Genomic DNA, 18,210 nt, shown 5'->3' with positions numbered 1-18,210 from the left:
TCGGCAGTTGGAAGAAGTCCAGGCCCGGTGGCATCGCCGAAGTACCGTAAGGAGTTGCGGCGCGTCCGTGGCACCGCCGGCTGCATGTGCACCACGACACCGCACTGGCGGCGAGGCATTACGCATGACACTGACGTTTCGATCGGCTCGACCTCGGAGTTAGCCCGCTTCGCTACTGATAACGCTGCACCTTCTCTGTCAACCTGGGTGAGGGGCCCGCGTCGCCAGGTCACAGTCGCCGTTAGACCTTTCGGCTGCTTGCGGCGGCTTTGTCCATCTCCCAGTAGGCGCGCAGCGCCACCAGCTGACCCCGGTTGTTGGCCTTGTAGGTGAACACGCCTTCGGCGGTGATCTGGTATCCGCCCGTCGTGATGAGGATGTGTCCGACGTTGGCTTCCTCGTTGCCGCACTGATAGGTGTCGCGGAAGACGAACTCGATCTTGCTGGTGGGCGCGATGGCCAGGTCCCAGAAGGCCGAGATCGCGTCGCGGCCCCGGTGCCCCTTGCCTTCGGGATCGAAAGCCGATGGCCCGACCGGGTCTTCGACGATCGCGTCCTCGGCGAATATCGCCAACCAGGCTTCCTTGTCGCGGGCTTGGACCGCTTCGCGGGACCGCCGGCCGGCCTCGTGTGCGAGATTGGTCATTTGTCTTGCCAGCCGGAGTGGATGTAGGTGTCGGCGAAGCGTTTCAGTGAGTCCTGCTTCTTGTCCAGCGGCGCGTCGAAGCCCAGGCCGTCGAAGACCCAGGGGATCACGATATTGTCGGTGACCCCGATCTCGGCGAGCTGCCGATGACCGTCTACGCCGAACTTGTCGATGCAAACCGCCTGAAATTCGAACGGCTGGTCGGCGCGGCCGTATTCGGCGCGCGATTCGTTGAGCTTGGTAATGGTTTCGGCCAGCTGGTCGCCGGTCATCATGGCGCTGGTCCAGCCGTCGCCGATGCGGGCCGCGCGCCGCAGCGCCACGTCGGTGTGCCCGCCGACGTAGAACGGCACCGGCTCGCTGGGAGCCGGGCTCATCTGCAACCGGTCGAAATCGAAGAATTCGCCGTGGAATTCGACCATGCCGCCGGCGAGTACCAGTTTGATCACGTCGATCATCTCGTCGACTCGCGCGCCACGCCGCTTATACGGGACCCCGCACCATTCGAATTCCTCCGGTGCCCAGCCGATCCCGACTCCGAATCCGAATCGGTTATTGGTCAGGTTGGCCACCGAGCCGACCTGACGGGCCAACAGCAGCGGGTTGCGCGATCCCAGCTTCATCACGTTGGTGTAGAACCGCAGTGTCGAGGTCACGGCGCCCATCGCGCCGGCGGCGATCAAGGGGTCGACCCAGGGGGTGTTTTCGTTCCACATCCGCGACCCGTCGGGGGTGTACGGATAGTCGGCGGCCGCCTTCTCCATGAAGAACAGCGAGTCGGGCAAGGCGATCGAGTCGAACCCGACTTCCTCTGCGGTCTTGGCGATGCCGATCAGCTGGTCGATCGGCCCCATGGCGATGCTGCAGGTGTATTTCATCCGGCCGGTCATGGCTTGTCCCTTCCGACCACCCACATCGAGTAGTACTGCGAGCCACCACCATAGGCGTGGCCCAGGGCTTTTCGAACATCCGGAACCTGGTGATCGCCGCCCTTGCCCATGACCTGGATGGCCGCCTCCGCGAACCGAATCAGCCCGGATGCGCCGATCGGGTTCGAGGACAGCACACCACCGGAAGGGTTGACCGGCAGCCGTCCACCGATCGCCGTGCCCCCGGCTTCGGTAAGCTTCCAGCCCTCGCCCTCCGGGGCAAATCCGAGGTTTTCCAACCACATTGGCTCGAACCAGGAGAACGGCACGTAGATTTCGGCGGCGTCGATCTCGTCGATCGGGCTGGTGATTCCGGCGGCCTTCCACAGCGCGGCGGCCGCGTCGCGGCCCGCCTGCGGGTTGACCTGGTCGCGTCCGGAGAACGCCAGCGGCTCGGTGCGCAGCGCGGTGGCATGTATCCAGGCCACCGGTTGGCCTTGCGCCAGATGCGCATCCGCGATTTCCTCGTTGCCGATGACGACGGCGCAGGCACCGTCCGAGGACGGGCAGGTCTCGTCGTAGCGGATCGGATCCCAGAGCATGGGGGATTGCATCACCTTCTCCAGGGTGATGTCGGGCTGCTGTAAGTGCGCGAGCGGGTTGCGGCTCCCATTGAGCCGGTCCTTGACCGCGACCATCGCCCCGATGTGCGTCGGCGCGCCCGAGCGGCGGATATAGGCCCGCACGTGCGGAGCGAAATACCCGCCGGCGCCCGCACCGACCGGCTTGATGAAGGGAATCGGAATCGACAGGGCCCACATGGCATTGGATTCCGACTGCTTCTCCCAGGCCATCGCCAGCACGCGGCGGTACTTGCCGGACTGGACCAGGCTGGCCGCGACCACCGCCGTGGATCCACCGACCGAACCCGCCGTGTGCACCCGGATCAGCGGCTTGCCGGTGGCGCCCATGGCGTCGGCCATGAACAGTTCCGGCATCATCACGCCCTCGAAGAAGTCGGGTGCCTTGCCGACCACGACGGCGTCGATGTCGTCGAAGGTGGACCCGGAATCTTGCAGCGCCTTGTCGATGGCCTCGCGCACCAGGCCGTTCATCGAAACGTCGTGGCGCTTGGCGACATACTTGGTCTGCCCGGTGCCAAGCACCGCGGCAAGCTGCTTAGTCATCAGCGCCGCTCCTCCTCATCGCTGCGCTCTGCTCGTCGCCGACGCGCCATTACTGCTGTCCTTCCATGACCGCGACCAGATTCTGTTGCAGCGCAGGGCCGCTGGTGGCGTGCGCCAGTACCCGCTTCGCGGTGCCATTCCAGATATGTTGTGCAGCAAAGCCAATGCGCTCCAGACCGGCGGCGAACATCGGATTGGCCGCCAGTGCGCCGCCGGAGGGATTGACTTGGGTTGAGCCGTTCAGCCCGATGGCCTCGGTGAGAATCAGGTGCTGATGGGTGAACGGGGCGTGGATCTCGGCGACGTCGATTCCGGTGTTACCACCGGCGGCTTTGGCCGAAGCCGCGGTGGACGGCGAGGTGGTGAGATCGCGCACGCCGAGCGAAGGTGACTCGATGCGGTGTTCGAAACCCGTTATCCAGGCAGGTTTCTCACGCAACTCCCGGGCGCGGTCGTCGGCGGCCAACACGATGGCGGCGGCGCCGTCGGTGATGGGCGCGATGTCGTGACGGCGCAGCGGATCGTTGAAGAACGGCCGGTTGAGCAGTTCGTCGATGCTCTTGGCCGGCTTTTCGGAGTCGTTGCGTTCGGCTTGGGCGAAGGAGTCGAGGGCGACCTGCGCCATCTGTTCGTGGCTCCACTTGCCTTGGTCCAGGCCGAGGCGAGCCTGTAGCCCGGCCATCGACACCGAATCGGGCCATAGTGGCGCTACGGTGTACGGGTCGGTCTGGCGGGACAGGATCTGGCGCAGGGTGCCCGCGGAGGACTTGCCGAAGCCGTACACCAGCGCGGTGTCGACCTCGCCGGTGAGGATCTTGATGTAGGCCTCGTAGAGGGCCCATGCGGCGTCCATCTCGACGTGCGACTCGTTGATCGGGGGTACGGCGCCGATCGAGTCGATCGCCGAGATGAAGGAAAACGCCCGTCCGGCAAGGTAATCCGACGACCCCGAGCACCAGAAGCCGATGTCTTTCTGGCTGATGCCCAGCTCTTGGTACAGCTTCGCGAAGCAGGGCATCAACATCTCGACGCCGTTGGTGGTGCCGTCGGTGCGGCGGACATGCGGGGCGTGGGCGAAGCCGACCACCGCGACATTGCGAGTGCTCATTGTGCGAGTAGGCCCTTTACAGGTGGTGTTTGTAGGTGTCGTAGTCGGCGTCCGGTTCTCCGGTGGGCCGGAAGTACTCGATGTTGTCGATGCCGAATCCCCACTCCTCGCGAGGTTTCCACACCGCTTCGACGCGCATGCCCATCCGGACCTGGTGCGCGTCGACGTCGGCAACGAGGTGCAGGACCGGGATATCGGCGCCGTCGAGCAACACGTAGGCCGCCACGTACGGAGGCTTGATGCGCTGGCCCTGGAACGGGATGTTGATGATCGCGAACGTCGTCACGGTGCCCTTGTCCGACAGCTCGACGAACTCGGTGGTCGGCAGTCCGGTGGCCGGGTCGGCACCGTGCGGTGGGAAATACACTTTTCCTGTTTCGCCAGTTTTAGCGCCCAACAGTTTGCCCTGGGAAATGGCCCTTAAGTAGGCGCTTTCCTCGTGGGAGGCGGTGTGCTGGATGGTCAGTTCGATCGGCGTGACGATCATGGTGACCGGGTCCTGATTGCCGTCCGGCTCCTGGACGGGCTCGGGTTTATCACCGAGTGCGAAGTAGGCGATGTCGGTGATGGCGCCGACGGTCTCGTCGGCCCAGTGCACGTGCACCCGGGTGCCGGTACTGATGGCGTCGGGCGTCTTTGCGTCAACGGCGTGCATGAGCAGCGTGTCGGCGCCATCCAGTTTGATCAGCGCCCAGGCGAACGGGCGATCCAGCGGCTGGCCCGGTAGCGGCTCGGGCTGCCAGGTCCAGGACGCGACGGTGCCGACACTTGCCACCGGTACCATCTCGCCCAGCGGTTCATAGCTAACCGGGTCATATTCCGCCGGCGGCACATGCACTCGGCCATCGGTTCCGCGCACGCCCAAGATGCGGCGCTCACGCAACGCGGTGAAGAACTTGCCAAGCGTGGGGCCCACCGAACGGGTGTAGTCGAAGGACAACGTCAACGGGGCGGAGAGAGGCGGCTCTGGGTGATCGATCAGGGTCGGGCCGCTCGAGCTGGCTGTCACGCCTTCGAGTAGAACAGGTTCTAAGAATCGTTTCAAGGAGGAGCGATCGCAAGCGCGGCGAAGCCGGGCGCGGCGGGTCGCGACAATCAAGGAGGAGCGATCGCAAGCGCGGCGAAGCCGGGCGCGGCGGGTCGCGACAATCAAGGAGGCAGGGATGAAGCTCGGACTGCAGCTCGGGTACTGGGGCGCGCAACCGCCGGAGCACACCGCGGAATTCGTCGCCGCGGCCGAGGACGCCGGATTCGACGCCGTGTTCACCGCCGAGGCGTGGGGATCCGACGCCTACACACCCCTGGCCTGGTGGGGTTCGTCGACCCAGCGGGTGCGGCTGGGCACCTCGGTGGTGCAGCTGTCCGCGCGCACCCCGACGGCCTGCGCGATGGCCGCGCTGACGCTCGACCATCTGTCCGGTGGCCGGCACATTCTGGGGTTGGGGGTGTCTGGCCCGCAGGTGGTCGAGGGTTGGTATGGCCAGCGGTTCCCGAAGCCGCTGGCGCGCACCCGCGAATACATCGACATCATCCGGCAGGTGTGGGCCCGGGAGGCGCCGGTGACCAGCGACGGTCCGCACTACCCGTTGCCGCTGACGGGCTCGGGGACAACTGGACTGGGCAAGGCTTTGAAGCCCATCACCCATCCGTTGCGTGCTGACATCCCGATCATGCTGGGCGCCGAGGGACCGAAGAACGTGGCGCTGGCCGCCGAGATTTGCGACGGCTGGCTGCCGATTTTCTATTCGCCGCGGATGGCCGACACGTACAACGAATGGCTGGACGAGGGGTTCGCCCGGCCGGGCGCCCGGCGCAGCCGCGAGGACTTCGAGATCTGTGCGACCGCGCAGATCGTCGTTACCGAGGACCGGGTGGCCGCGTTCGCGGGAATCAAGCCGTTCCTGGCTCTCTACATGGGCGGCATGGGTGCCGAAGACACCAACTTCCACGCCGACGTCTATCGCCGGATGGGGTACGCGGAGGTGGTCGACGAGGTCACCAAGTTGTTCCGGTCCAACCAGAAGGACAAAGCCGCCGAAATCATCCCCGACGAACTCGTCGACGACGCCATGATCGTCGGCGATCTCGACTACGTGCGTAAGCAGATCGTGGCCTGGGAGGCCGCCGGCGTGACCATGATGGTGGTGGCTGCCCGCAGTGTTGAGCAGGTCCGCGACCTTGCCGAGCTTGTGTAAGCTCGTCTAAGCAGTCCTTGCCAGGGCGTTAGAACGCGTTCTAGATTGGCCGGATGGGGTTGCCTTTAGATGGCGTGTGCGTTGCCGAAGGTCATCTCCACGTTGGCCGCCGACTGCGACATCAGCGCGCGCTTCGGCAGACCCAGCGAGGCGAGCTCCTTGGCGTATGGATGGTCGCCGAGGTGCAAGCGAGCGCCGCCGAGTCGGGCACGCAGGCCGGAGATCTTCATTTCCCAGGGAATCTCCCGAGTGACGCCGTCTTGGTGGGAGTAGGTCTTGAGCACCTGCGATTTTCCGGTCGGCAGCGGCAGGCCCGGGCTGAACTCGATGCCGGCGATGAGCTGGCCGTCGGCGCTGACCTCGAAGCCAAATTTGCGGCCCTGTGTGACGTTGAAGCCGGCCATGATCTTGGGGAAGCCCCAGATTGTGCGGCCGGCCTCGAGGGTGAATTCCTGGTCCACCGGCAGGTGATGGATGAATGCGGCCGCCTTGCCGAGGGCTTTCGGTCCTTTGGCTTGGCTGCCCGGCGGGTTCACCATGACCGCGGTGCCGTATTCGTGGTACTTCCCCAGATCCCCGTCGACGTAGCGCACCAGCATCTGCATGACGATCGCTTTGCCGGGCAGGTATTCGCACACGTTGAGCCCGCTGTAGTCGATGAGACGCTGCGCCGCGGCGGCGGGCACGGAGAACATCGCGGAGTGCAGATTGGCGGTGCGGATGCGGACCGGCATGGTCAGCACGGTGCCGGCAATGGTGTGTTGCGAGACGGACATGACGCTCACTGTAGTGCGGAGGAATGGAATGACTGAAGCCGTGATTGGGACCAAGCCCGACGTGGATCTGACCGACGGCACGTTCTACGGCAGTCGTGACGCTCGTGCGGCGTATCGGTGGATGCGCGCCAATCAGCCGGTGTTTCGGGATCGCAATGGGTTGGCCGCGGCATCGACGTACCAGGCCGTGATCGACGCCGAACGCCAGCCGGAGCTGTTCTCCAACGCCGGCGGCATCCGGCCCGACCAGCCGGCCATGCCGATGATGATCGATATGGACGATCCCGCACATCTGTTGCGGCGCAAGCTCGTTAACGCCGGTTTCACCCGTAAGCGGGTCAAGGACAAGGAGGCATCGATCGGTGAGCTGTGCGACGCGCTGATCGACGCGGTGTGTGAACGCGGCGAGTGTGACTTCGTGCGCGACCTGGCCGCGCCGCTGCCGATGGCGGTTATTGGCGACATGCTCGGCGTGCGACCGGAGCAGCGGGAAATGTTCTTGCGATGGTCCGACGATCTGGTGACATTCCTGAGTTCGCATGTGTCCGAAGAGGATTTCCAGGTCTCCATGGACGCGTTTGCCGCCTACAACGACTTCACCAGGGCGACGATCGCGGCCCGCCGCGAGCAGCCGACCGACGACCTGGTGAGCGTATTGGTGAGCTCCGAAGTCGACGGGGAGCGGCTGACCGACGACGAGCTCCTTATGGAGACGCTGCTGATCCTGATCGGCGGCGACGAGACCACAAGGCACACGTTGAGCGGTGGCACCGAGCAGTTGCTGCGCAACCGCGACCAGTGGGACCTGCTGCAGCGCGACCCGTCGTTGCTGCCGGGCGCCATCGAGGAGATGCTGCGGTGGACCGCGCCGGTGAAGAACATGTGCCGAATCCTGACCGCCGACACCGACTTTCACGGCACCGCGCTGCGTGAGGGCGAGAAGATGATGCTGCTGTTCGAGTCGGCCAATTTCGATGAAGCGGTATTCGACCAGCCGGAAAAGTTTGATATTCGGCGAAACCCGAACAGCCACTTGGCATTCGGCTTCGGCACGCATTTCTGCCTGGGCAACCAGCTGGCCCGATTGGAGTTGTCGATCATGACGGGCAAAGTGCTCAAGCGGCTGCCGGACCTGCGGCTGGCCTCGTCCGAATCGGCATTGCCGCTGCGGCCGGCAAACTTCGTCAGCGGCCTGGAGTCGATGCCGGTGGTGTTTACGCCGACCGCGCCGTTGGGCTAGCCCGCGCGAGCAGACGCAAAAGCGCCCATTTTCGTGCCGAAATGGGCGCTTTTGCGTCTGCTCGCGCGGGAGGGCTAGCGGTTCTGGAAGTTGGGCTTGCGCTTCTCGGCGAACGCCTTCGGGCCTTCCTTGGCGTCGTCGGATAGGAAGACCTTGATCCCGATCTGGGTGTCGATCTTGAACGCGTCGTTCTCGTGCATACCCTCGGTCTCGCGGATGGTCCGCAGGATCGCCTGTACGGCGAGGGGTCCGTTGCTTTCGATGATCTCCGCGATCTCGAGCGCCTTGGTCAGCGCCTGTCCGTCGGGCACGAGGTGCCCGATCAAGCCGATCTCCTTGGCCTCGGCGGCGCTGATGTGCCGTCCGGTCAGCAGCAGGTCACAGGCCAGCGTGTAGGGGATCTGTCGCACCAGGCGCACCGCCGAACCGCCCATCGGGTAGAGGCTCCACTTGGCCTCGGAGATGCCAAACTTGGCGCTCTCACCGGCGATCCGGATGTCGGTGCCCTGCAGGATCTCGGTGCCGCCGGCAATCGCGGGCCCTTCAACGGCCGCGATCAGCGGCTTGGTTAGCCGACGACCCTTCAGCAAGGCGTCGATGCGCGACGGGTCGTAGCTGCCGTCTTTGAACGAGTCGCCGGGCGGCCTTTTGGTCGCCGCCTTGAGGTCCATCCCGGCGCAGAAGTAGCCACCGGCCCCGGTCAGAATGCAGCACCGGATGTCGTCGTCGTTGTCCACGCGGTCCCAGGCGTCGACCATGATTTGCATCATTTCGGTGCTCAGCGCGTTGCGTGCGTGCGGCCGGTTCATCGTGACAATGAGGGTGTGACCACGCTGCTCGACCAGCGCGTCGGGCCCGGATTCGTTTGCTGGAGCCTCCGACACGGGCTACCGCCTCTCGCTCGACATTGGGCATTCGCTTGTCAAGAAATGTAACACGTTCTAGTTTAGTGGCCGTGGCCCTGAATATTGCCGATCTCGCTGAGCACGCCATCGACGCTGTGCCCGACCGGGTAGCCCTCATCTGCGGTGATGAGCAGCTGACCTACGCCCAACTGGAAGAGAAAGCCAATCGCCTGGCGCACTACCTGATGGACCAGGGTGTGCAGGAGGACGACAAGGTCGGACTGTACTGCCGCAACCGCATCGAGATCGTGATTGCGATGCTCGGCATCGTCAAAGCGGGCGCCATCCTGGTTAACGTCAACTACCGCTACGTCGAGGGCGAACTGCGCTACCTGTTCGACAACTCCGACATGGTCGCGCTGGTGCACGAGCGCCAGTACTCCGACCGCGTCGCCAACGTGTTACCGGACACCCCCAACGTCAAGACGGTCCTGGTGGTCGAGGACGGTAGCGACAAGGACTATCAGCGCTACGAAGGCATCGAGTTCTATTCGGCCTTCGCTGACTGCTCGGCCGAGCGCGACTTTGGCGAGCGCAGCGCCGACGCCATCTATCTGCTCTACACCGGCGGCACAACCGGTTTCCCGAAGGGCGTGATGTGGCGTCACGAGGACATCTATCGCGTGCTGTTCGGCGGAACCGACTTCGCGACAGGCGAATTCATCAAGGACGAATACGATCTGGCCAAGGCTGCGGCGGCGAATCCGCCGATGATCCGTTATCCGATCCCGCCGATGATTCACGGCGCCACCCAGTCGGCCACCTGGATGTCACTCTTCTCGGGTCAAACCACCGTGCTGGCACCGGAATTCAACGCCGATGCGGTGTGGCGCACGATTCACGAGCACAAGGTGAACCTGCTGTTCTTTACCGGTGACGCGATGGCCCGTCCATTGCTGGACGCGCTGTCCGCGGAAAACGATTACGACTTGTCGTCGCTGTTCTTGTTGGCGAGCACCGCGGCGCTGTTCTCGCCGAGCATCAAGGAGAAACTCCTTGAGCTGCTGCCTAATCGAGTCATCACGGACTCAATTGGTGCGTCGGAAACCGGATTTGGTGGTACCAGCATCGTCACCGCGGGTCAGGCGCACACCGGCGGCCCGCGGGTTAGCATCGACCACCGCACCGTCGTGCTCGACGAGGACGGCAACGAGGTGAAGCCCGGCTCAGGGGTGCGCGGTTTCATCGCGAAGAAGGGCAACATCCCGATCGGCTACTACAAGGACGAGAAGAAGACCGCCGACACCTTCCGCACCATTAACGGTGTGCGCTATGCGATTCCCGGCGACTACGCGCAGGTCGAGGAAGATGGCACGGTCACCATGCTGGGGCGCGGCTCGGTGTCGATCAACAGCGGCGGCGAGAAGATCTACCCCGAAGAAGTCGAAGCGGCTTTGAAGGGTCATCCCGACGTCTTCGATGCCCTGGTGGTCGGTGTGCCGGATCCGCGCTACGGCCAGCAGGTGGCCGCCGTCGTGCAGGCTCGGGCTGGTTGCCGGCCGTCGCTGGCCGAGCTGGATCAGTTTGTGCGCTCCGAGATAGCCGGATACAAAGTGCCGCGCAGCGTTTGGTTCGTCGACGAGGTGAAGCGCTCACCCGCCGGCAAGCCGGACTACCGATGGGCCAAGGAGCAGACCGAGGCACGACCGGCCGACGACGTGCGGGCGAGTCATGTGACGACCGGTGCGTGACAGTCTTCGTCAAACACCACCCGGGTGCGCCCGCCGGCTACTTTGCGTGGGAAGCTGCAGGGCTGCAATGGCTTTCGAGTGTCGACGGCGGTGTGCCCTGCGCGCAGGTCCTTTCTTCTGACGCCACCAGCCTCACCTTGCGACGGCTTGATTCGGTGCCTCCGAGCCGCGAGGCGGCGCAGGTGTTCGGAAGTCGGCTGGCCGTCATGCACGACGCGGGCGCGCCGGCGTTCGGCGCCGGACCCGACGGCTGGGAGGGGTCCGGCTTCTTCGGTCCGTTATCGCAGCCCTTACCGATGTCGCTGCGGCGGCACCGGCGGTGGGGCGACTTTTACGCCGAAGAGCAGCTGATTCCGATGGCCGAGTCAGCGGCATCCCGACTGGATGCTGCGACCCGGAGCGCGATCGAGTCCGTCGTAGACCGGTGCCGCGCAGGCGATTTCGACGACGATGACGCGCCGGCTCGGCTGCACGGGGACTTGTGGGGCGGCAACGTGATGTGGACGCCCGATGGGGTGGTGCTCATCGACCCCGCTGCACACGCCGGCCACCGCGAGACCGACCTGGCGATGCTGGCGCTATTCGGCTGCCCGCATTACGACGCCATCCTCGACGGTTACCAGCGGGTGCGAGCGCTGAAACCCGGGTGGCGCAATCGCATTGGGCTGCGCCAGCTGTTTCCGCTGCTGGCGCATGTGGTGCTGTTCGGCGGTGGGCACGCGCGGCGCACGCATGCCGCCGCCCGGGCCGCGCTGGCCGTTTAGGCGCTAACCCGGATTGCCTGGGAAGCCGTCGGCTCCGACTATGCCATCGGCGCCGTCAATGCCGTCCGTGCCGTCAGCGCCGGGGTTAGCGCCAGAGGAATTCCCGCCGGCACCCCTGACGCCTCCGAGTCCGCCGTCGCCGCCGTCGCCGCCGACGCCGGCGGCACCACCCGCTCCGCCGACGGCGGTGCCGTTCGGCCCGAGCCCGCCGGCGCCGCCGTCGCCGCCGTTACCCCCGAAACCGCCGTTGGCGCCGGCGCCGCCGTTACCGCCGTTGCCGCCGTCGCCGCCATCGGCAGTGAAGGCCGCGCCTCCGGTTCCTCCGGCCCCGCCGGCGCTGCCGGCCGCCCCGACACCACCGGTGCCACCCGCCCCGCCGACGCCACCAACGCCACCGACGACGCCGGTGAGATCACCGACGGTACCGGCGTTGCCGCCGGTCCCACCTTTGCCGCCGTTGCCTCCGGTGCCGCCCACGCTCGTGGGTCCGTTGGCGGTGCCGCCGTTGCCGCCGTTGCCGCCTTTGCCGCCGGGTTCGAAGTTGCCGCCTTTGCCGCCGTTGCCGCCGTTGCCGCCGATGCCGCCTGCGCCGCCGTTGCCGCCGTTGCCGCCGTCACCGCCAGTACTGTCGAGGTCTGGATCGAACGAACCTGGGCTGACGATGTCGCCGCCGTCGCCGCCATTGCCGCCGTCGCCGCCGGCGCCGCCGTCGCCGCCGTCGCCCCCGGTGCCGCCCTGGGCGGGGCCGTTGCCGTGCGCTTGCTCAGCGTCACCACCCCGGCCGCCGATGCCCCCGTCCGCGCCGGTGGCGCCGTTGCCACCCTTGCCGCCGTCGCCGCCTTGGGCGGTTAACGGACTGGTGCTGGTTCCGGTGCCGCCAGCGCCGCCGGCGCCGCCGCGCTCGCCGTCGGTGACACCGTTGGCGCCGGGCTCGCCGTTTTCACCCGCGGGCATACCGGGATCGCCGTTGGAGCCGTCGGCTGCCTGCCCGCCCGCGATGGGTGTGGGATTGGCACCGGCGCCGCCGGTGCCGCCCTGACCGCCGGCTCCGCCGGTGCCGCCGTTTCCGGCGGTGCCCATGGCGCCGGCGATGCCGCCGCCGTCGCCGGCCGCGCCGCCGAGGCCGCCGTTGCCGCCATTTCCGCCGGCGCCACCCATGCCGCCGTCGCCGCCGATGCCGCCGGCGGCGGCCCCGGTGCTGGTGCCGCCGGTTCCACCGGTGCCGCCGCTGCCCGCGTTGCCGCCGCGGCCGCCGTTGCCGCCGCCGACGCCGCCGATGCCGTCGCCGCCGGCGCCACCGTCGCCGCCGGCGCCGCCGTTTCCGCCGGTGCCGCCATCGCCGCCGGTGGCGCCGGCGGTTGCGACGACGCCGTTGCTGCCCGTGCCGCCGGTGCCACCGTCGCCGCCGGTGCCGCCGCTACCGGCGGTGCCGGTGTCGCCAGACTTACCGCCGTTGCCGGCCCCGCCGGCGCCGGCATTGCCACCTGCGCCGCCGGCGCCACCGTCTCCGCCGTCGGAGCCGTCAACGTTGCCGCTGCCGCCCATGCCGCCATTGCCGCCGAGTCCACCTGTGCCGCCTTGGCCGCCGTTGCCGCCGCCGGCGCCTCCAGTACCCCCGGCGCCGGCGTTGCCGCCCTTGCCGCCGGTTCCACCAACTCCGCCGTCGGAGCCGCCAGCGGTGCCACTGCCGCCGTTGCCGCCGTTGCCGCCGAAGCCCCCGTTACCGCCGAGACCGCCGGTGCCGCCGCCAATGCCGCCAACGCCGTCACCGCCGACGCCGCCGGTCCCGCCCGCGCCACCGGCGAAGCCGTCGTCGCCAGCGGCGCCGGAATCGACAGCCGCGCTGGTGCCGTTGCTGCCGGACCCACCAGTGCCGCCCTTGCCGCCGGTCCCGCCGACGCCCGAGCCGCCGGCGACGCCGCCAGTGCCGCCGGCGCCCGCGGCGCCGCCCGCACCTGCGGCCCCTCCCGCTCCGCCGCCGCCGCCGTCGCCGCCGGCCGAGCCGGCGAGTGTGCCCGACCCGCCGGTGCCGCCGCTGCCACCGTTGCCGCCGATCCCGCCGAACCCGCCGCTGCCGTTGAACCCGCCGGCGGTCGTATTGCCGCCCTTGCCACCAGCCCCGCCGGCTCCGCCCGCGAAGCCGTCGCCGCCGTCCGCGCCGGAGTTGGCGGCAGCGGCGCTACCCGCGCTCCCAGTCCCGCCGAAGCCGCCGGTGCCGCCCTGGCCGCCGATACCACCTGGGCCGGTCGTGCCGCCGGTGCCGCCGGTGCCGGCACCGCCACCTGTGCCAGCATCTCCGCCTTGACCGCCGACGCCGCCATCGCCACCGACGCTGCCAGCAAGCGTTCCCGACCCGCCGGTTCCGCCGAAGCCGCCGGTGCCGCCGAGACCGCCGGCTCCGCCGGAGCCGTTGAAACCGCCTGGCGCGGAATTTCCGCCTTGGCCGCCCGCACCGCCGGCACCACCGTCATAACCCGCACCGCCGGTAGCGCCGGTGTTGGGGTCGGCGTCGAGGCCCTTGCTCCCGGATCCACCGAAGCCGCCCCGGCCACCGGTGCCACCTGTGCCCGCCGCGCCGATTGCGCCGCCGGTGCCGCCGGCGCCGGCACCACCACCTACGCCCGCGGTGCCGCCTTGACCGCCGATGCCGCCGTCGCCGCCGTCGCTGCCGGCCAGTGTGCCCGACCCGCCAGAGCCGCCCATGCCGCCCCTGCCGCCGAAGCCGCCGGTGCCGCCGTCGCCGTTGAGACCACCCGACCCGGTGTCACCGCCTTGACCGCCGACACCGCCGGCACCGCCGGCGAATCCGGGGTTGCCCGTCGCGGCGCTGTTGGCGGCGGCGTCGAGGCCCTTGCTTCCGGTTCCACCGGTGCCGCCGAGTCCGCCGGTGCCGCCCTTGCCGGCGTCGCCGATGGCTCCGCCGGTGCCCCCGGTGCCGGTAGCGCCGCCGGCTCCGGCGTGACCGCCGGTGCCGCCGACGCCGCCGTCGCCGCCGACGCTGCCGGCGAGCGTGCCCGACCCGCCATCGCCGCCGGTGCCGCCGGTGCCGCCGGTGCCACCGCGGCCGCCATCGCCGTTAACGCCGCCCGCCCCGGTGTCGCCACCTTGGCCGCCGGCACCGCCGACACCGCCGGCGAACCCGATGCCGCCCTTCGCGCCGCTGTTGCCCGCGGCGTCGGTGCCCGCGCTGCCCATCCCGCCGGTACCGCCGATTCCGCCGGTACCCCCGATGCCGTAACTGCCCGCCGTGCCGCCCGTGCCGCCGGTGCCGGCGGCACCACCTACGCCGGCGTGACCGCCGGTGCCACCGACGCCGCCGTCGCCACCGACGCTGCCGGCCAGGGTGCCGGACCCACCGGTGCCACCCATGCCGCCGATTCCGCCGGCACCGCCGGTGCCTCCGGATCCGTTGATTCCGTCCGCCCCGGCGTTGCCGCCTTGGCCGCCCGCCCCACCGGCGCCGCCGGCAAAGCCGGTGCCGCCGGTTGCGGCGCTGTTAGCAGCGGCGTTGCTACCCGCACTGCCCTGCCCACCGGAGCCCCCTTGGCCGCCGAAGCCGCCGAAGCCCGAAGTGCCGGTGTTCCCGTGGGTTCCGCCAGTACCCTTCGCGCCACCAGCGCCGGCTGCGCCACCGGCGCCGCCGGTGCCGGCGTCACCACCGACGCTGCCAGTCAGAGTGCCCGATCCGCCCTGGCCGCCACTGCCGCCGGTGCCGCCGGCACCGCCCTTGCCGCCGGAGCCGTTGATACCGCCCGCACCGGTGTTGCCGCCTTGGCCGCCCGCGCCGCCGGCACCGCCGGCGAAGCCGTCGCCACCGGTGGTGCCGGTGTTGTCGGGGGCGGCGATGCCCGCGCTACCGCTGCCGCCAAAGCCGCCGAGGCCGCCCTGGCCGCCGGTGCCCGCAGTTCCCGCCCCGCCGCCGATCCCGCCGGTGCCGGCGGCGCCGCCCGCACCGGCATCGCCTCCGGCCCCGCCGGTGCCGCCGGCACCGCCCACGCTGCCGGCGAGCGTGCCCGATCCGCCGGTGCCGCCGGTGCCGCCGAATCCACCCTGGCCGCCGCGGCCGCCGATGCCGTTGCTGCCGCCCACACCGGTGTTGCCGCCTTGACCGCCTTGGCCGCCGGTGCCACCGGCGAAGCCGGTGCCGCCGGTTTCGCCACTGTTGGGGTCGGCGTTGGCACCGGCGCTGCCGGATCCCCCGAGACCACCCTGGCCGCCGGTGCCGCCGTTACCCGCGCTGCCGTCGATGCCGCCGGCGCCGCCCGTGCCGGCCGCGCCGCCGGCTCCGGCGTCCCCGCCCGCGCCCCCGGTGCCGCCGGTGCCGCCGGCGCTGCCGGCCAGCATGCCGGACCCGCCCTGGCCCCCGAGCCCGCCAAAGCCGCCGCGGCCGCCGGTGCCGCCGCTGCCGTTGACGCCGCCGAATCCGGTGTTGCCGCCCTGGCCGCCTTGGCCGCCGGCACCGCCGGCGCCGCCGGTGCCGCCGGTCGCCGCGCTGTTCGGGGCGGCGCTTGCGCCCATACTGCCGGTTCCGCCGACGCCGCCGTCGCCGCCGGTACCGCCGACGCCAGCGGGACCCGTGCCCCCGCCGGTACCGCCCGTGCCGGCCACGCCACCGGCTCCGGCGTGCCCGCCAGCGCCACCCTTGCCGCCGGCGCCGCCGGCGCTACCGGCGCCTGTGCCGGACCCGCCCTGGCCGCCCTGGCCGCCGGCGCCGCCGGCGCCGCCGATGCCGCCACTGCCGTTGAAGCCGCCCGGGGCGGCGTTGCCACCACTGCCGCCGGCGCCACCGTTGCCGCCGTCGAAGCCGGCGCCGCCGGTCGCGCCGCTGTTGGGGGCGGCGTTGGCGCCATCACTACCGGCCCCACCGACACCGCCATGGCCGCCGAGCCCGCCGGTGCCGCCGCGGCCGTTGATGCCACCGGTGCCGCCCGTGCCCGCCGCGCCGCCGGCCCCGGCTGCTCCGCCGGCGCCGCCCATGCCGCCGTCGCCGCCGACGCTGCCGGCCAGGGTGCCCGACCCACCCTGGCCCCCGAACCCGCCGAAGCCGCCAATGCCACCGATACCGCCGTTGCCGTTGATGCCGTCGGGGGCGGCGTTGCCGCCCTGGCCGCCGGTACCGCCGTTGCCGCCGGCGAAGCCGGTGCCGCCGGTCGCGCCGCTGTTGGGGGCGGCGTGGCTGCCGGTACTGCCGAGCCCCCCGCGGCCACCCTGGCCGCCCTGCCCGCTGATGCCGAAGCCGCCGGCGGTGCCTCCGGTGCCGCCCGTGCCGGCCGCGCCACCGGCCCCGCCCATTCCGCCGGTACCGCCAGTGCCGCCGTCCCCGCCGACACTGCCGGCCACGGTGCCCGACCCACCCGTCCCGCCGGCCCCGCCGACGCCCCCGGCCCCGCCGACCCCGCCGGAGCCGTTGGCACCGCCGTGGGCCGCGTTGCCGCCGTGACCGCCGGTCCCGCCGTTCCCGCCGGCGAACCCGGCACCACCTACGGCCCCGGACGCCACGGCGGCATCGGCGCCGGCCGCTCCGGCGCCACCGGCGCCGCCGGCCCCGCCCGTCCCACCGGCAGCGGTGCTGCCCGCCGCGCCGGCGGAGCTCAACAGGCCACCGGCTCCGCCGGGCCCGGCCTGACCGGCGGTGCCGCCCGTACCGCCGGTACCGCCGTCGCCCCCGATGCCGCCCAGGCCCGCGACGGCGCCGTCGGCGCCGGCCCCACCCGCCCCGCCGACCCCGCCGGCACCAGCGGCACCGCCGTGTCCGCCGGCGCCCAGCAGCGGCGCGCCCTGGCCCCCTGCGCCGCCGTTGCCGCCGACACCGCCAAGCCCGCCCGCGCCGCCTACCGCGCCCACACTGCCCACGCCGCCGGCACCGCCAATCCCGCCGGCCCCGCCGGTCCCGCCGGGAGCCAACAAGACGCCGGCCCCGCCGGCGCCGCCCTGTCCGCCCGGCCCGCCCATTCCGCCGCCGGCAGCACCGTCGGTGCCGGCACCTCCAGCTCCGCCGGTGCCGCCGCCACCGAACAGCCACTCCGCGCGGCCGCCGGCACCGCCGGTGCCGCCGCCGTAACCGCCGGTACCTCCGGCTCCGCCGCCGCCCCAGATCAACCCGCCGTGACCGCCGGCCCCGCCCGTGCCGCCGCCGGTTCCGCCGGTGCCACCCACGCCGCCGACACCGACCCACCACCCGCCATTGCCGCCGGCCCCGCCGGTGGCCCCGCCCGCACCGCCGGCCCCGCCGGCACCCCCGTTACCCCAGAACCCGGCGGATCCGCCGGCCCCGCCGGCCTGACCGGCTGCGCCGGGCGCGCCATTGCCACCGTCGCCCCACAAAATCCCGCCGTCCCCGCCGTTGCCGCCGGGTGTGGTCGCGTTGCTGCCGTTGCCGATAAGAGGACGCCCCAACAGGAACTGGGTTGGCGCATTGATCAGGTCCAGCAGGATTTGTCCGACATTGGTCGCCTCCGCGGTGGCGTACGCGTTGGCGGTGCTGGCGAACGCGGCGGTGAACTGCTCATGAAACGCCGCCGCCCGCGCGCTGAGTGCTTGGTATTCCTGGCCGTGCAGGCCGAACAACGCCGCGATGCGGGCGGACACTTCGTCGGCGCCCGCTGCCAGCAGCTGTGTTGTCGAGGCCGCTGCCGCTGCGTTGGCGCCGCTGACGGCCGAGCCGATGCCGGCAAAGTTTTCGGTCGCAGCCGCGATGAGATCTGGCGAGGCGAATACGTACGACATCAGGCGGCTCCGAGCACCGTAAAAGGTGAATTGCGTCGCCACCCTCGACACAATTGGCAGATCTTGCAGAATTTATCGCGCTCGCCCGCTTAACGTCTTGGGT

General features: G+C 70.2%; 12 protein-coding genes. 4 read left to right on the top strand and 8 right to left on the bottom strand.

Features of this window, described 5'->3' with window-relative positions:
* Positions 1–241: 241 nt before the first annotated feature.
* Genes AADZ78_RS24535 through AADZ78_RS24515 form a run of 5 tightly spaced genes read right to left on the bottom strand, consistent with a single transcriptional unit; the run spans position 242 to position 4,819 of the window.
* Positions 242–646, bottom strand: coding sequence for a nuclear transport factor 2 family protein (locus AADZ78_RS24535; protein ID WP_085251113.1), 405 nt, complete (start codon positions 644–646; stop codon positions 242–244).
* Positions 643–1,524 carry a TIGR03619 family F420-dependent LLM class oxidoreductase gene (locus AADZ78_RS24530; protein WP_085251200.1) on the bottom strand — a complete coding sequence of 294 codons (882 nt, stop codon included), beginning with the start codon at positions 1,522–1,524 and terminating at the stop codon, positions 643–645. The genes AADZ78_RS24535 and AADZ78_RS24530 overlap by 4 nt, the downstream gene beginning before the upstream one ends.
* Positions 1,525–1,532: 8 nt before the next feature.
* A complete protein-coding gene (locus AADZ78_RS24525; protein WP_085251112.1) occupies positions 1,533–2,702 on the bottom strand; it encodes a thiolase domain-containing protein in 1,170 nt (389 codons plus the stop codon).
* Positions 2,703–2,751: 49 nt separating this feature from the next.
* Complete coding sequence (locus AADZ78_RS24520; RefSeq protein ID WP_085251111.1) at positions 2,752–3,810, bottom strand: thiolase domain-containing protein; 1,059 nt, start codon at positions 3,808–3,810, stop codon at positions 2,752–2,754.
* A 16-nt stretch (positions 3,811–3,826) separates the two neighbouring features.
* The gene (locus AADZ78_RS24515) at positions 3,827–4,819 is read right to left on the bottom strand and encodes a Zn-ribbon domain-containing OB-fold protein (protein ID WP_085251110.1); all 993 of its coding nucleotides are present in this window, start codon (positions 4,817–4,819) and stop codon (positions 3,827–3,829) included.
* Positions 4,820–4,973: 154 nt separating this feature from the next.
* Between AADZ78_RS24515 and AADZ78_RS24510 the strand changes: the two genes are divergently transcribed.
* Positions 4,974–6,005 (top strand): LLM class F420-dependent oxidoreductase, encoded by a 1,032-nt coding sequence (locus AADZ78_RS24510; protein WP_085251109.1) that lies wholly within the window; start codon positions 4,974–4,976, stop codon positions 6,003–6,005.
* Positions 6,006–6,070: 65 nt separating this feature from the next.
* Here the strand turns inward: AADZ78_RS24510 and AADZ78_RS24505 are convergent, their stop codons facing one another.
* Positions 6,071–6,781: an acetoacetate decarboxylase family protein gene (locus AADZ78_RS24505; RefSeq protein ID WP_085251108.1), complete on the bottom strand. Its 711-nt coding sequence runs from the start codon at positions 6,779–6,781 to the stop codon at positions 6,071–6,073.
* A gap of 28 nt (positions 6,782–6,809) precedes the next feature.
* On the opposite strand from AADZ78_RS24505, the gene AADZ78_RS24500 reads away from it, so the two are divergent.
* Positions 6,810–8,021, top strand: a complete 1,212-nt coding sequence (locus AADZ78_RS24500; protein WP_085251107.1) for a cytochrome P450 — start codon at positions 6,810–6,812, stop codon at positions 8,019–8,021.
* A 74-nt stretch (positions 8,022–8,095) separates the two neighbouring features.
* Here the strand turns inward: AADZ78_RS24500 and AADZ78_RS24495 are convergent, their stop codons facing one another.
* Positions 8,096–8,830 (bottom strand): crotonase/enoyl-CoA hydratase family protein, encoded by a 735-nt coding sequence (locus AADZ78_RS24495; RefSeq protein ID WP_239655310.1) that lies wholly within the window; start codon positions 8,828–8,830, stop codon positions 8,096–8,098.
* 140 nt (positions 8,831–8,970) lie between these two features.
* Between AADZ78_RS24495 and AADZ78_RS24490 the strand changes: the two genes are divergently transcribed.
* Together AADZ78_RS24490 and AADZ78_RS24485 are read left to right on the top strand one after the other, a co-directional pair.
* Positions 8,971–10,617 carry an acyl-CoA synthetase gene (locus AADZ78_RS24490; protein WP_085251105.1) on the top strand — a complete coding sequence of 549 codons (1,647 nt, stop codon included), beginning with the start codon at positions 8,971–8,973 and terminating at the stop codon, positions 10,615–10,617.
* Positions 10,614–11,381 (top strand): fructosamine kinase family protein, encoded by a 768-nt coding sequence (locus tag AADZ78_RS24485; RefSeq protein ID WP_085251104.1) that lies wholly within the window; start codon positions 10,614–10,616, stop codon positions 11,379–11,381. Before AADZ78_RS24490 ends, AADZ78_RS24485 begins: the two co-directional genes overlap by 4 nt.
* Positions 11,382–11,384: 3 nt before the next feature.
* On the opposite strand, the gene AADZ78_RS24480 is transcribed toward AADZ78_RS24485, so the two are convergent.
* Positions 11,385–18,107, bottom strand: a complete 6,723-nt coding sequence (locus tag AADZ78_RS24480; protein ID WP_204903308.1) for a PE family protein — start codon at positions 18,105–18,107, stop codon at positions 11,385–11,387.
* Positions 18,108–18,210: the final 103 nt, after the last annotated feature.

The sequence above is a fragment of the Mycobacterium riyadhense genome, from assembly GCF_963853645.1.
GTDB classification, from domain to species: Bacteria; Actinomycetota; Actinomycetes; order Mycobacteriales; family Mycobacteriaceae; genus Mycobacterium; species Mycobacterium riyadhense.
The sequence above is the reverse complement of the archived record's forward strand: the minus strand, read 5'-3'. Positions and strand labels throughout refer to the sequence as shown.

What these genes read in the sequence shown, in the direction of transcription:
- AADZ78_RS24505 (WP_085251108.1), bottom strand. Translation starts at nt 6,781, where the DNA reads ATGTCCGTCTCGCAACACACCATTGCCGGCACCGTGCTGACCATGCCG.
- AADZ78_RS24535 (WP_085251113.1), bottom strand. Translation starts at nt 646, where the DNA reads ATGACCAATCTCGCACACGAGGCCGGCCGGCGGTCCCGCGAAGCGGTC.
- AADZ78_RS24495 (WP_239655310.1), bottom strand. Translation starts at nt 8,830, where the DNA reads ATGAACCGGCCGCACGCACGCAACGCGCTGAGCACCGAAATGATGCAA.
- AADZ78_RS24500 (WP_085251107.1), top strand. Translation starts at nt 6,810, where the DNA reads ATGACTGAAGCCGTGATTGGGACCAAGCCCGACGTGGATCTGACCGAC.
- AADZ78_RS24480 (WP_204903308.1), bottom strand. Translation starts at nt 18,107, where the DNA reads ATGTCGTACGTATTCGCCTCGCCAGATCTCATCGCGGCTGCGACCGAA.
- AADZ78_RS24530 (WP_085251200.1), bottom strand. Translation starts at nt 1,524, where the DNA reads ATGAAATACACCTGCAGCATCGCCATGGGGCCGATCGACCAGCTGATC.
- AADZ78_RS24525 (WP_085251112.1), bottom strand. Translation starts at nt 2,702, where the DNA reads ATGACTAAGCAGCTTGCCGCGGTGCTTGGCACCGGGCAGACCAAGTAT.
- AADZ78_RS24510 (WP_085251109.1), top strand. Translation starts at nt 4,974, where the DNA reads ATGAAGCTCGGACTGCAGCTCGGGTACTGGGGCGCGCAACCGCCGGAG.
- AADZ78_RS24520 (WP_085251111.1), bottom strand. Translation starts at nt 3,810, where the DNA reads ATGAGCACTCGCAATGTCGCGGTGGTCGGCTTCGCCCACGCCCCGCAT.